At 61.6% G+C, this 14561-nt stretch carries 8 protein-coding genes; 5 read left to right on the top strand and 3 right to left on the bottom strand.

Annotation, left to right across the window (positions count from 1 at the left end):
- Nucleotides 1-734: 734 nt before the first annotated feature.
- Nucleotides 735-3173 carry a Lon protease family protein gene (locus tag BBG20_RS30925; RefSeq protein WP_065910214.1) on the bottom strand — a complete coding sequence of 813 codons (2439 nt, stop codon included), beginning with the start codon at nucleotides 3171-3173 and terminating at the stop codon, nucleotides 735-737.
- A 267-nt stretch (nucleotides 3174-3440) separates the two neighbouring features.
- Here BBG20_RS30925 and BBG20_RS30920 point away from each other — a divergent pair, with 267 nt between their 5' ends.
- The 4 genes from BBG20_RS30920 (at nucleotide 3441) to BBG20_RS30905 (ending at nucleotide 7010) form a co-directional block, all read left to right on the top strand.
- Nucleotides 3441-3929, top strand: a complete 489-nt coding sequence (locus BBG20_RS30920) for a DUF3015 domain-containing protein (RefSeq protein ID WP_016973832.1) — start codon at nucleotides 3441-3443, stop codon at nucleotides 3927-3929.
- Between the two features lie 91 nt (nucleotides 3930-4020).
- Complete coding sequence (locus BBG20_RS30915) at nucleotides 4021-5874, top strand: Lnb N-terminal periplasmic domain-containing protein (RefSeq protein WP_065910213.1); 1854 nt, start codon at nucleotides 4021-4023, stop codon at nucleotides 5872-5874.
- 203 nt (nucleotides 5875-6077) lie between these two features.
- Nucleotides 6078-6434 (top strand): hypothetical protein, encoded by a 357-nt coding sequence (locus tag BBG20_RS30910; protein ID WP_065910211.1) that lies wholly within the window; start codon nucleotides 6078-6080, stop codon nucleotides 6432-6434.
- Between the two features lie 87 nt (nucleotides 6435-6521).
- Nucleotides 6522-7010, top strand: a complete 489-nt coding sequence (locus BBG20_RS30905; RefSeq protein ID WP_065910209.1) for a GreA/GreB family elongation factor — start codon at nucleotides 6522-6524, stop codon at nucleotides 7008-7010.
- Here BBG20_RS30905 and gdhA read toward each other — a convergent pair.
- Nucleotides 7007-8344, bottom strand: coding sequence for an NADP-specific glutamate dehydrogenase (gene gdhA / locus BBG20_RS30900; protein WP_065910207.1), 1338 nt, complete (start codon nucleotides 8342-8344; stop codon nucleotides 7007-7009). The genes BBG20_RS30905 and gdhA overlap by 4 nt on opposite strands.
- A 348-nt stretch (nucleotides 8345-8692) precedes the next feature.
- Entirely contained in the window at nucleotides 8693-10357 is a 1665-nt protein-coding gene (gene ettA / locus BBG20_RS30895; RefSeq protein WP_025859215.1) for an energy-dependent translational throttle protein EttA, read from the bottom strand.
- Nucleotides 10358-10642: 285 nt separating this feature from the next.
- Between ettA and BBG20_RS30890 the strand changes: the two genes are divergently transcribed.
- A complete protein-coding gene (locus BBG20_RS30890; protein ID WP_065910205.1) occupies nucleotides 10643-14494 on the top strand; it encodes a sensor domain-containing protein in 3852 nt (1283 codons plus the stop codon).
- The last annotated feature ends 67 nt before the right edge of the window (nucleotides 14495-14561 follow it).

Raw genomic sequence — 14561 nt, 5'->3', positions numbered from 1 at the left:
GGATTGGCGGTGTCGGCCTTATTTCAATCCCCTGTGTGATCGCAATATCCGACACGACGCAGCCCAAGTGTAGGAGCTGTCGAGCCCCAGCGAGGCTGCGAAGGCGGCGGTATTGCTGGCCTTTTCTGCGCCTGAGACACCGCTTTCGCAGCCTCGCTAAAGCTCGACAACTCCCACAGGGGATTGCGGTGTCGGCCTGATTTCAATCCCCTAGGTGAATCGCAATATCCGGCGCGACGCAGCCCAAGTGTAGGAGCAAGCTGTCGAGCCCCAGCAAGGCTGCGAAGGCGGCGGCATTGCTGGCATTTTCTGCGCCTGAGACACCGCTTTCGCAGCCTCGCTAAAGCTCGACAGCTCCTACAGGGGATTGGCGGTGCCCCGTTATTTCAATCCCCTGTGTGATCGCAATATCCGACGCGACGCAGCCCAAGTGTAGGAGTTGTCGAGCCCCAGCGAGGCTGCGAAGGCGGCGGTATTGCTGGCGTTTTCTGCGCCTGGGACACCGCTTTCGCAGCCTCGCTAAAGCTCGACAGCTCCTACAGGGGATTGGCGGTGCCAGAGTTATTTCAATCCCCTGTGTGATCGCAATATCCGACGCGACGCAGCCCAAGTGTGGGAGTTGTCGAGCCCCAGCGAGGCTGCGAAGGCGGCGGTATTGCTGGCATTTTCTTCGCCAGGCACACCGCCATCGCAGGCGAGCCAGCCCCCACATTAATAGCGCTTTAACAAGACAATCAGGTCGGCTTGGCTTCGGCCAAGGCCTGTTGCGCCAGCTCCTTCTCCGCTTCTTTCAAGTCGTCTTCACTGATCATCTCGGCAATCGCACGCAACCGCTCGACCACGCGCGCATTGACCGTACCTTCCGGGAACTGGCCTTCTGCGTCCGGCTCACCGGCGTCCTCGCCCACCAGCAGGCTCAGCGCCTCATCCGCCTGGCGCACCGCATAGATGTGGAATTGCCCATCGCGCACGGCCTGCAAGACCTTCTCGTCGAGCATCAGCGTGGCGACGTTGGCCTGGGGAATGATCGCGCCCTGTTCGCCGGTCAAGCCGCGGGCTTCGCACAGGCGGAAGAAGCCTTCGATCTTCTCGTTGACCCCACCCACCGCCTGCACTTCACCGAACTGGTTGATCGAGCCGGTGATCGCAAAGCACTGCTTGAGCGGCGTCTTCGACAACGCCGAAATCAAGGTGCAGGCCTCGCCCAGCGACGCGCTGTCACCGTCCACGTAACCGTAGGACTGCTCCAGCGCGATACTCGCGGAGATCGCCAGCGGGAATTCCTGGGCATAACGGCTGCCGAGGTAACCGGTGAGGATCATCACGCCCTTGGAGTGGATCGGCTGCCCGAGGTTGACCTCACGCTCGATGTCGACAATGCCGCTGCCGCCCGGATACACCGTGGCGGAAATCCGCGCCGGCACACCGAATGCCGAATCCCCCACTTCCAGGACCGTCAGCCCGTTGCACTTGCCGACCGCCGCACCAGCGGTGTCGATCAGGATCACCCCGGCGAGCATGTCGTCGAGGATCCGCGCCGACACACGTCCCGTCCGCGTGGCCTTGGCCTTGAGCGCACGTTCGATGTGACCGGCATCCGTCATCTCGTCGCCGGCCAGGTGCCGGATAAAGTCCGCCTCGCTGACCAACTGGAACAAGTCGCCAATCCGCGCCGACAAGCGCCCCTGGTGTTCGGCCAGTCGGGCGCTGTAGGTCGCCAGGCGCGCAACCGCGTCGGAGGTCAGCGGCGCCATGCCCTCTTCCGAGGTGCGAGTCTTGAGCAACTGGGCAAACTGCTCCAGGCTCTCGTCGACCATCGGGATGTCTTCGTCGAAATCCACCAGTACCCGGAACATCTCCTGGAAGTCCGGATCGGCGTCCTGCAGCGCGTAGTACAGCTGGCGCGAACCGATGATGATCACCTTGACCTGCAACGGGATCATTTGCGGATTGAGGGTCACGGTGGCCAGGCGCCCCAGCTCGCCCAGCGGCGATTCCATCTTCAGCTTGCGCGACTGCAGCGAACGCTTGAGGGCGTCCCATACAAACGGCTCGCCGAGCATTTTCTCGGCTTCCAGGATCAGGAAGCCGCCGTTGGCCCGGTGCAAGGCGCCTGGGCGCAGCTGGCGATAAGTCGTGTACAGCGCGCCCTGGTCGGTGCTGTATTCGATACGGCCGAACAGGTTGTCGTAGGTCGGGTGCGGCTCGAATACCACCGGCGCGCCGCCGTTGACCGGATGGCCGACCACCAGGCTTGGGCAGTACTGCTCTTCCAGCAGTTTGCGCGCCTGGGCGTCAGTCTTCGCGTCGTCGACCAACTGCTCGACCACGGTTTTGAGCAGGTACACCTGCATGGCTTGCAGGTAACCACAGACCGCGGCGTTTTCCGCGTACTTTTCCGACAGCGGTGCGAGCAAAGGCTGCAGCGCCAGGGTGATGGTTTCTTCGTTGAACTGGCGCAGCTGGTTATTGGACTCGCGCTTCCACTGCGGCAGGCTTGCGAGTTCTTCGTTGAGGCGCTCCTCCAGCTCGGAAATATCCGTGTGGAAGCGCTCGCGATCGGCTTCCGGCAACTGCGAAAACTCCGCCTCGTCCAGCGCCTTGCCGTCGAGCATCGGGGTAAACGCAATGTTGGTGCTGTCACGGTACAGCGCCACGTCCTTTTCCAGGGCCAGGCGCTCGATCACATCCAGGGCCTTGTCGTAGCGCTGGTTGAAGGCGCGGTCGATGGCGCTTTTGCGCTGTTGATAAGTCGGGTGCTCGAACACCGCCGGGAAGGTCGCGACCAGGTTATCCACCAGGCCATTGATATCGGCGATGAACGCCGCCGCCGCGCCGCCTGGCAATTCCAGGGCACGCGGTTCGCGCGGCTCATCGAAATTATTCACGTAGACCCAGTCCGCCGGGGTCTGCAGGCGCTTGCCTTCGGCTTTCAGGTAGCGTTTGACGAACGAAAAGCGGCCGGTGCCCGGCTCGCCCATGACAAACACGTTGTAACCGGGGCGTGGCATGGCCACACCGAACTGCAAGGCTTCAACCGCACGTTCCTGGCCAAGCACACCGCGAAAGGGCTCCAAATCATTGGTGGTCGAGAAGCTGAACTGTTCAGCGGAGAAAGGGCGAGTCAGCGCTTCGGGCGCTAGACGCAAGCTGGCAGCAACAGGATCAGGCATCGGGCTTCCTTACATCAAGCGGGGCAGATGACGGCATTCTGGCTCCCGGTTACGCGCTATGGCAAGGCGCGCCTGTGGGAAAGCATAGACGCGGGATGCGTCCTACAAAAAAATCGCGACAACGCTGATTGTTTTATAAAAACACACGGAACCCTTGGAACGTGCCTAAACTCCAAACTGCGCGGGTTGGACTAATAACCGATCCCTAGGGCGCTACGAAGTGCCTGAACCCTTGTCCATTGGTTTGCACACAAAGAGAACAAAGCTATGAAACGGATCCTTCTTGGTACTCTCTTCACCGTTGTCTCCCTCAATGCCATGGCTGAAGCACCAGGTGGCCCGAACTGCGGTTGGGGCAACATGTTGTTTGAAGGCCAGCGCGGTACTCCAGCGCACTTCCTGGCTTCCACCACCAACGGTACCTCCGGTAACGCCACCTTCGGCATGACCTCGGGCACCAACGGTTGCAGCACCAACAGCGCCCTGACCTACGGCGGCAAATCGTGGATTGCCATGAATGGCATGATGAACGAGCTGTCCGAAGACATGGCCAAAGGCAATGGCGAAGCACTGACCACCTACGCGGTGGTACTGGGCGTTGCACCGGAAGATCGCGAGCACTTCGCGGCCGTTACCCATGAGCACTTCCAGCAGATCTTCAGCAAAGCTGACGTGACCGCTGACGACGTGCACAACAACACCCTGGCTGTACTGAAAAGCGATGCCCGTCTGGCGAAATACGCAACCCAGGCTTAAGCTCGACCCGCCCGCGCCTCTCGAGGCGCGGGTTTTAATTTTTGGACCCGCCCCCCTTTGGGTCTCACTTTATCCGACTTAAGTTGCCCCTATGCTCAAACGCTTTGCCTGGCTGGCACTCTTCGCTTGCGCCCCGCTGTTCGCGGCCCCGCATCTTGATGATCAACGTTTGCAGCAATTGGCCAACGACCCGTTCTGGTTGTCCCTGGGCCACTACGAAGCCGGCAAGATCAGCGGCTGGCGCAGCTATGTCAGCGACAAGAAGTTCTTCCTCGCCCCCGATGGCGCCCACCACCCGGACGCGGAACTCAAGGCCACCGTCGAAGCGCTGTACCTGCCGGCCAGCCTCGGTGAGAAACACGCCCAATGCGTTTACCCCGCACGTACCCGCTGGCTCAAGGATCAGTTGCACCTGACCGACCTGCCCGCCGTGGACTGCAAAGAATTCAAGCAATGGTTCAAGGACGTCGCGCCCCACAGCGCGGTCATGATCTTCCCGGCGGCGTACCTCAACAGCCCGTCGTCGATGTTCGGCCACACCCTGCTGCGCATCGACCAGGCGGACGTGCAAAGCAACAACACCGCCCTGCTCAGCTACGCGATCAACTTCGGCGCCTACATCGAAGGCTCGGACAACAGCATCCTCTACGCCTGGAAAGGCCTGATGGGCGGCTACCCCGGCCTGTTCGCCCTGGTGCCCTACCAGGAAAAACTCTCCGAGTACCGTAGCCTGGAGAACCGTGACCTGTGGGAATACCGTCTGAACCTGACCCAGGTCGAGACCGAGCGCATGGTCGAACATGTGTGGGAACTCAAGCAGATCCAGTTCGACTACTTCTTCTTCGACGAAAACTGCTCCTATCGCCTGCTGGAACTGCTGCAGGTGGCGCGCCCTGGCCTGCGCCTGACCGAGCAATTCCCGCTCACGGCCATTCCCACCGACACGGTCAAGGCGGTAAAAGATGCGGGCCTGGTCGAGAAAATCGACTATCGCCCCTCCCGTGAACGTGAACTGCTGGAGCGCGCCAAGCCGCTGGACAGCGACGAGCAGCAATGGGTATTGAAGGTCAGCGACGACCAGAAACAATTGCAGGAGCCCACCTTCAAAGCCCTGCCTCGTGACCGACAAGCCCTGATCATCGACGCCGCCTATCGCCTCGGCCGCTACCGCGCCAACGGCCTGGAACGCGACACCGAACGCTCCCAGCGCAGCTTCGAACTGCTGCGGGCGATCAACCAGAACCCCGCGCCCGACCTGAAAATCGTCCCGCCTGGCTTGCCGGAAAACGGCCATGAATCGCGCACCTGGCAAGCCGGTATCGGCACCCGTGGCGACAAGGCGTTCGGAGAATACGGCCTGCGCATGGCCTACCACGACCTCAATGACAACGCCGAGGGCTTCCCTCTTGGCGCGCAGATCGAGATCCTGCAGATGAAACTGCGCCAGTACGAAGGCAATCACTGGCAACTGCAGCAACTGGACCTGGCGACCATCCGTTCGCTGACCCCGCGCAATGCCTTGCTGCAGCCGTGGTCATGGCAAGTCACCGGCGGCCTGGAGCGCGTCCCCGGCAAGCACGACGACGAAACCCTGGTCGCCCACGTCAACGGCGGCGCCGGCGGCACCTGGCAACTGAGCGACGACATGCTCGGCTTCGCCCTCGGCACCGTGCGCGTGGAACACAACAATGACTTCAGCGAAGCCATCTCACCGGCAGCCGGTTTCAACACCGGCTTACTGTGGAAAAACCCGCTGGGCAACCTGAGCCTGGAAGCCAAGGGCGATTTCTTCACCAACGGTGAAGTGCGCCGCAGCCTCAGCCTCAACCAGCAGTGGGAACTGTCTCGCAACCTAGGCCTGCGCCTGAGCGCCCAGCGCGAGTACAGCCACCTGTCGACGCCGGTCAATGAAGTGATGCTCGAAGTGAAGTGGTATCACTACTGACCAGAAGCTGGCGATGATCAAAATGTGGCAGCCGGGCTTGCCCGCGATAGCGGTGTATCAGCAACGGCCCGGCTGACTGACCCACCGTCATCGCCGGCACGTTTTGGATTCGCCCACGTCTTTCTCACCTCCCTTTCACACCTCCCCGACAAATCCCCTTCTAGACTCTCCCTATCAGCCGTGAAACGGCCAGGGAGTACGCCATGTGGCGGTATGCGCTAATGCTGTGTGCGGTGGTGTGGCTGGCGGGTTGCCAATCCACTCACCAGGAGTTGTTGGCCAAGGGTTATCCACCGGCGTTTGCCGACGGTTTTGATGATGGCTGCAGCAGTGGTCGCCAGGCTGCTGGGGTGATCACCGGGGAGTTTCGCAAGAATGTGCCGCGCTACCTGAAAGACCGCCAGTACGCCGAAGGCTGGGAGGATGGTTTTCGTCAGTGCAAGGCCATGCGAGAGAACGAAGAGTTGCGCGACTACAAGGACAATCACTGGGATGACCGCGAACGTGCGTGGCAGCAGGAGAAGGACAGAGACGCAGCCAGGGCGTATCGCTCGCAATAGGTCTGCGTCGACCTTGCAGGCGGATACGCAGGACGTGGGAACGATCGTGCGGCGAACATGGCCCAATCTCCATAGGAGGAGCATGTCATGAGCCGAGCTTTCGTAAACGAAGATAACGCTGCAGCCCAGGCCGATCAGCCGGTGGAGCGCCAGGTCAGCGAGCAACCCAATCGCCTCACCGCGCAAGGGTTGGCGCAGTTGCAGGCCAAAGTCGCGCAGTTGCAGCACGAATACAGCCTCGAATCAGCCAAAGACGATAAGCAGCGCCAGGCCGATCTCGAGCGCGATCTGCGCTACTTCAATCAGCGCGTGCAGAGCGCCCAAGTGGTGCCACCGGCCAAGTCTACCGACAAGGTGCAGATCGGCAATTGGGTCACCTTTGCCAACGAGCAGGACGAGCAGCAGCGCATCCAATTAGTCGGTGAAGACCAGGCCGACGCCACCGCCAACCTGATCAACTGGGGCTCGCCGCTGGGCCGCGCGTTACTCGGTGCCCAGGTCGGCGACGAAGTGCTGTGGAAGCGCCCCGTCGGTGACCAGTTGATCGAAGTGCTGGTGATCGAACCCGAGGCCTAGACGATGCCTTGCGCGAGCATCGCATCGGCGACTTTGACGAAGCCCGCGATGTTCGCGCCCTTCACATAGTTGATCCGACCGTTTTCCTCGCCGTAATGCACGCAGGCATGGTGGATCGACTGCATGATGTTGTGCAGCTTGCTGTCCACTTCACCGGCAGTCCACAGCAGGCGCATGGCGTTCTGCGACATTTCCAGGCCGCTGACGGCCACGCCGCCGGCATTGGACGCCTTGCCCGGCGCGAACAGAATGCCCGCCTCGATGAAGATATCCACCGCCGCCAACGTGGTCGGCATGTTGGCGCCTTCGGCCACGCAGATGCAGCCGTTGCGCAGCAGGGTGCGGGCCGCTTCGGCGTCGAGTTCGTTCTGCGTGGCGCAGGGCAGCGCGATATCGCAGGCCAGCTCCCAAGGGGTCTTGCCTTTGCGGAACTCCAGGCCAAAACGCTCGGCCAGCTCGCTGATACGGCCGCGCTGTACGTTTTTCAGTTCGAGCAGGGCCGACCATTGCTCTTCGGTCAAACCGCTTTCGGCGTACAAGGTGCCTTCGGAATCGGACAGGGAAACCACCTTGCCGCCCAGGTCCATCACCTTGCGCGCCGCGTATTGCGCCACGTTGCCGGAGCCGGAAACGGCCACGCGCTTGCCTTCGACCCGCTGGCCATTGCGCTTGAGCATTTCCTCAGCGAAGTACACGCAGCCGAACCCGGTGGCTTCCGGGCGGATCAGGCTGCCGCCGTAGGTCATGCCCTTGCCGGTCAGCACCGAGGTGAACTGGTTGCTCAGGCGCTTGTACTGGCCAAACAGAAAACCGATTTCACGGGCGCCCACGCCAATATCGCCGGCCGGCACGTCCACGTCGGCGCCAATATGGCGGTACAACTCGCTCATGAAGGCCTGGCAAAAGCGCATGACTTCGGCGTCGCTCTTGCCCTTGGGATCGAAATCCGAACCGCCCTTGCCGCCGCCCATGGGCAAGGAGGTCAGGGAATTCTTGAAGGTCTGCTCGAAGGCGAGGAACTTGAGCACACCCAAGTTCACCGACGGGTGGAAGCGCAGGCCGCCCTTGTAGGGGCCGATGGCGCTGTTCATCTGGATGCGAAACCCGCGATTGACCTGGACCTTGCCATGATCATCCACCCACGAGACCCGGAAGGTAATCGCGCGCTCCGGCTCGCAGATGCGCTCCAGGATGCCCGAGGTCAGGTAGTGGTGGTTGGCTTCAAGAAACGGCCACAAGCTGCGTAGGACTTCTTCTACCGCCTGGTGAAATTCCGGCTGGTCGGGGTCGCGTTTCTTGAGGCGCAAAAGGAAGGATTCGACAGATTCGATCATGAAAGTCTCGGCAAATTTATTGTCGTTAAAGGAGATTTGTCCCGGACTTTATCAATTCATGTCGCACCGCGACAGGGCGAAATGTCGCTTTTGTGAATTTAAATGGTGCATTGGATATAAATGCAGGCGGTTTTTGCACCTTAATGAGGATTTCAATCCAAGCCTTGCACCAACAGTTAACCCGCTATCGCAGGCAAGCCAGCTCCCACATTTGACATGTGTTCCCACTTTGGAATGCGGTCGAATGTGGGAGCGGGCTTGCTCGCGAATGAATTCAACTCGGTCTGCCTGAGCAACACGCAAAAAAAACGGAGCCCGAAGGCTCCGCTTTTTAACCACCCACCCGAATCAGGCCAGTTTTTTGTGACGCACACGGTGCGGCTGGGCAGCAGCATCGCCCAAGCGCTTTTTACGGTCGGCTTCGTACTCGGTGTAGTTACCTTCGAAGAACACCGCTTGGGAGTCATCTTCGTACGCCAGGATGTGAGTCGCGACGCGGTCAAGGAACCACCGATCGTGAGAGATCACAATGGCGGCGCCCGGGAAGTCCAGCAGGGCTTCTTCCAGGGAACGCAGGGTTTCAACGTCGAGGTCGTTGGACGGTTCGTCGAGCAGCAGGACGTTGCCGCCCTCTTTCAGGGTCAGGGCCAGGTGCAAGCGACCACGCTCACCACCGGACAGGTCCTTGACGAACTTCTGCTGGTCGCCGCCCTTGAAGTTGAAACGACCGACGTAGGTACGCGACGGGATTTCATAGTTGCCGATGCGGATCTGGTCGGAACCGTCGGAAATCTGCTGGAACACCGTCTTGCTGCCGTCGAGGTCGTCGCGGCTCTGGTCAACGCAGGCCAGCTGCACGGTTTCACCGATCTCGATGCTGCCGGAGTCCGGGGTTTCCTTGCCCATCAGCATGCGGAACAGCGTGGATTTACCCGCACCGTTACCACCGATAACGCCGACGATCGCGCCTTTTGGCATCGAAAACGACAGGTTGTCGATCAGCACGCGGTCGCCGTAGCCTTTGGAAACGTTCTTGAACTCGATGACCTTGTCACCCAGGCGCGGACCAGCCGGGATGTAGATCTCGTTGGTTTCGCTGCGCTTCTGGAATTCCTGCGATTGCATTTCTTCGAAGCGTTGCAGACGTGCCTTGGATTTGGACTGGCGGGCCTTGGCGCCTTTGCGCACCCACTCCAGTTCTTCCTTCATGGCTTTTTCGTGGGCCGATTGCTGCTTGGATTCGGCGGCCAGACGGTCGGACTTGGCTTCCAGCCAACCGGAGTAGTTGCCCTCGTAAGGGATACCGGCGCCACGGTCGAGCTCGAGGATCCAGCCGGCGACGTTGTCCAGGAAGTACCGGTCGTGCGTGATCGCAACCACGGTGCCCGGGAAATCGTGAAGGAAGTGTTCCAGCCAGGCGACGGAATCGGCGTCCAGGTGGTTGGTCGGTTCGTCGAGCAGCAGCATGTCGGGAGCCGACAGCAGCAGGCGGCAAAGGGCCACACGGCGCTTCTCACCACCGGACAGGTGTTCGACCTTGGCGTCCCACGCCGGCAGGCGCAGCGCATCGGCGGCGACTTCCAGCTGGCGCTCCAGGTTGTGACCGTCGCCGGCCTGCAGGATGGCTTCGAGCTTGGCCTGTTCGGCGGCGAGCTTGTCGAAGTCGGCATCCGGTTCGGCGTAGGCGGCGTAGACCTCATCCAGGCGCGCCTGGGCGTCCTTGATCACGCTGACGGCCTCTTCGACCACTTCACGCACGGTCTTGGCCGGGTCCAGCTGCGGCTCCTGCGGCAGGTAGCCGATGTTCAGTTCGGGCATCGGGCGGGCTTCGCCTTCGAACTCGGTGTCGACGCCGGCCATGATTTTCAGCAGCGTGGACTTACCCGAACCGTTGAGGCCGAGCACGCCGATCTTGGCGCCGGGGAAGAAGGACAGCGAAATGTTTTTCAGGATTTCCCGCTTCGGCGGAACAACTTTTCCCAGCCGATGCATGGTGAAGACGTATTGAGCCATGGTGAACCTAGCGTCAGTGACTGATGAATTGAGCGGGCGAAGCCCGTGCCAGGCCATGCGCCGCGCGGGCCGTTGACGGTAATCAATGCCTGCGTGCGGAAAAAGCCTGAATGTCTGGGGCTGGAACGCCCCCGCGTAACCGGCAAAGCTACCTGAATGCGCTGGGCCAGTCCAGCCAGGCGGGGCTGGCACTTTGCCACAAGTCAAGGCATGCTAGCCGCCCTCCGGGCGTCCGGCTTATAGTGCACGTCGCGCGCCAGTCCAGCCAAACCGCAGGATCACAGCTTGTCCAAAGTCACGCCGCCCACTCCCCTGCGCGCCGCTCATATAGCGCCGGGAGCGCCCCTGCACGGCACCCTCAAAGGCGCGTTGGCGACGCTTGTCCTCATGTTGCTCGCATTATTGTTCTGGCAACTGCTGGACCAGTTGCAGCAGAACCAGAAGAACCAGCAGCAATACACCATCGACTACAGCGCCGACCTGGCTGAGCAGATCAGCCTGAATATGGGCCTGAGCGCAAAAATCGCCCTGAACCTGCTGCCGATGGTCGAGCCACCGCGCGACAGCGAACAGCAACAGGCATTGATGCGCACCCTGCAACGTTCGCTGCCGGAACTGCGCAGCATCGCCCTGCTCGCCCCCAGCGGCGCGATGATCAGCGACAGCGCCAACGACAGCCAGGACGGCCCCTGGCTAGAAGAACTGGTGCAGCGCAGCCACGCCCAGTCCTACTACCTGAGCAACAACAACGACGGCGCCATCATCTATCTATTGCTGCACCAGCCCAGCGGCGGTTCCAGGATGTACTGGGTGCTGCGCCTGGCACCCAATTACCTGACCAGCCTCACCCGCCAGGACGGCCAGGGCCAGCGCCCCATGTGGGCCATCGAGAACCGCATCAACCACCGTGTCATCAGTCGCGACAGCGGCATGCCGGCCCAGTGGGCCAGCGCCCTCACCCCCGACGAGTTGAATAAAAGCGTGCTGGTCACGCCCCTGAGCAAAAGCGACTGGCAATTGCGCGGGCTGTTCGACCGCACCGCCGTGCTGGAACAACTGCTGCCGGCGTTCATCGGCAAATGCCTGCTGGGCCTGGCGTTTTCCCTGATCCCGGTGATCGTGCTGCTGAACATGCGCCGCCGCCAGCGCCAGGTGCATGAGGGCCGGCGGCGCTACCAGGATATTTTCGAAGGCACCGGCGTGGCCTTGTGCGTGCTCGACCTGTCGGGCCTGAATGCCTGCTTCGACCGGGCACAGCTGCAGACCCGCGAACAGCTCAAGGCCTGGCTGCAGGACAACCCGCTCGAACGCCAGCAACTGCTCAAGGAACTGCGCATCACCGAGGTCAACCAGGTCGCGGTGCGCCTGTTGAATGTCGGCTCCTGCGAAGAAGCCTGGGAGCGGCTGGTCGATGATTGCCCGCGCAACGCCACCTCCATCGGCTACCAGATACTCGAGGCCGTGCTCACCCAACAGCACCAGCTGGAGCTGGAAATCCAGCTCAAGGACGTGGCCGGCAACGAGCAATACCTGTGGCTGGTGATGCGCCTGCCCGAGCAACAGGATGATTTCAAGGCAGTGATCCTCAGCATCAGCGATATCACCAGCCGCAAGCTGATCGAACTGTCGCTGGTGGAGCGTGAAAGCTTTTGGTCGGATGTAGTGCGCACCGTGCCCGACCACCTGTATGTGCAGGATGTGATCAGCCAGCGCATGATTTTCAGCAACCACCACCTGGGCCACACCCTCGGCTATAACAAGGCCGAACTGCAGCAAATGGGCGAGTACTTCTGGGAAATCCTGCTGCACCCCGAGGACGCCGAGCATTACCACGACTTGCGCCAGCAACAGCGCGAGATCGGCTACACCACCCAACTGCAATGCCAGCTGCGCTTTCGCCATCGCAATAACCAGTGGCGACGATTTGATATCCGCGAGCAGGCCCTGGCCCGGGACAAGACCGCGCTGGTCACGCGCATCATCGGCGTGGCCAAGGACATCACCGACCAGATCGAAGCCAGCGAGTCCCTGCGCGACAGCGAACAGCGCTACCGCATGCTGGCCGAAAGCATCAGCGACGTGATCTGCTCCACCGACAGCCAGTTGGCCCTCAACTACATCAGCCCGTCGGTCAACGCGGTGCTCGGTTACGACGTGGAATGGGTGTTCAAGAACGGCTGGCAATCGATCATTGCCAACCCGCAGCAATTGACCGGCATCTACAGCCTGGTGGAACAGGTCAGCCGCGCACTCGGCGATCCCGAGGCGCTGAACCGCCTGCGTGATGAAATACAGACCCAGCTGTTCCTGTTCGACTGCCTGCGCGCCGACGGTCGCAAAGTGCCGATCGAACTGCGCCTGGTGCTGGTCTGGGACGAGCACGGCGCCTTCGAGGGCATCCTCGGCGTGGGCCGTGATATCAGCCAGCAACGCCGCGCCGAAAAAGACCTGCGCATGGCGGCCACGGTATTCGAGCACTCCACCTCGGCGATCCTGATCACCGACCCGGCCGGCTATATCGTGCAGGCCAACGAGGCGTTCAGCCGGGTCAGCGGCTACGCGGTGACGGATGTCCTCGATCAATTGCCGAACATGCTCACCGTCGACGAACAACAGGAAGCCCACCTGCGCTACGTGCTCAAGCAACTGCACCAGCACAGCACCTGGGAAGGCGAAGTCTGGCTCAAGCGCCGTAACGGCGAGCATTACCCGGCCTGGGTCGGCATCACGGCGGTGTTCGACGACGAAGGCGACCTGGCCAGCTACGTGTGCTTCTTCAGTGACATCAGCGAGCGCAAGGCCAGCGAACAGCGTATCCACCGCCTGGCGTACTACGACGCCCTGACCCACCTGCCCAACCGCACGCTGTTCCAGGACCGCCTGCACACTGCGCTGCAGTCGGCCGAGCGGCAGAAGTCGTGGGTGGTGTTGATGTTCCTCGACCTCGACCGCTTCAAACCGATCAACGACTCCCTGGGCCACGCCGCCGGCGACCGCATGCTCAAGGAAATGGCGACCCGCCTGCTCGGCTGCGTGGCCGAAGACGACACCGTGGCACGCATGGGCGGCGACGAGTTCACCTTGCTCCTGCAACCACGGGTCAACCGCGAAATGGCGTTGAACCGCGCGATCCACGTGGCCGAGCAGATCCTCGCCAGCCTGGTCAAGCCGTTCGTGCTGGAAGGCCGCGAGTTCTTCGTGACCGCGAGTATCGGCATCGCCTTGAGCCCGCAGGACGGCAACGAACTGAGCCAACTGATGAAGAACGCCGACACGGCGATGTATCACGCCAAGGAACGCGGCAAAAACAACTTCCAGTTCTACCAGGCCGACATGAACGCCAGCGCCCTGGAGCGCCTGGAGCTGGAAAGCGATCTGCGCCATGCGCTGGACCAGAACGAATTCGTACTCTATTACCAGCCGCAGTTCAGCGGCGACGGCAAACGCCTGACCGGCGCCGAGGCCCTGCTGCGCTGGCGCCATCCGCGTCGCGGGCTGGTGCCACCGGGCGACTTCATCCCGGTGCTGGAGGAATTGGGCCTGGTGGTCGACGTGGGCGACTGGGTGATCAGCGAGGCGTGCCGCCAGCTCAAGACCTGGCACCAGAACAAGGTCCGCGTGCCGAAAGTCTCGGTGAACATCTCCGCGCGGCAGTTCTCCGACGGCCAACTGGGCACGCGCATCGCCACCATCCTCAAGGACACCGGCCTGCCGCCGGCGTGCCTGGAGCTGGAGCTGACCGAAAGTATCCTGATGCGCGAAGTCAACGAAGCCATGCACATCCTCGACAGCCTGAAAAACCTCGGCCTGAGCATTGCGGTAGACGACTTCGGTACTGGCTATTCGTCGCTCAACTACCTCAAGCAATTTCCCATCGACGTGTTGAAAATCGACCGTACCTTCGTCGATGGCCTGCCGTCCGGCGAGCAGGACGCGCAGATCGCCCGCGCCATTATCGCCATGGCCCACAGCCTGAACCTGGCAGTGATCGCCGAGGGCGTGGAAACCCATGAGCAACTGGATTTCCTGCGTGAGCACGGCTGTGACGAGGTGCAGGGCTACCTGTTCGGCCGGCCGATGCCGGCGAATCGGTTCGAGGCGCAATTCAGCAATGATGCGCTGTTCATGTTCGACTGAAATCCTCAGGTGATGCGGATGGCCTCTTCGCGAGCAAGCCCGCTCCCACATTAGACCGTATTCCACC

This window comes from Pseudomonas aylmerensis, assembly GCF_001702265.1.
In the GTDB taxonomy this organism is placed as follows: Bacteria; Pseudomonadota; Gammaproteobacteria; order Pseudomonadales; family Pseudomonadaceae; genus Aquipseudomonas; species Aquipseudomonas aylmerensis.
The sequence above is the reverse complement of the archived record's forward strand: the minus strand, read 5'-3'. Positions and strand labels throughout refer to the sequence as shown.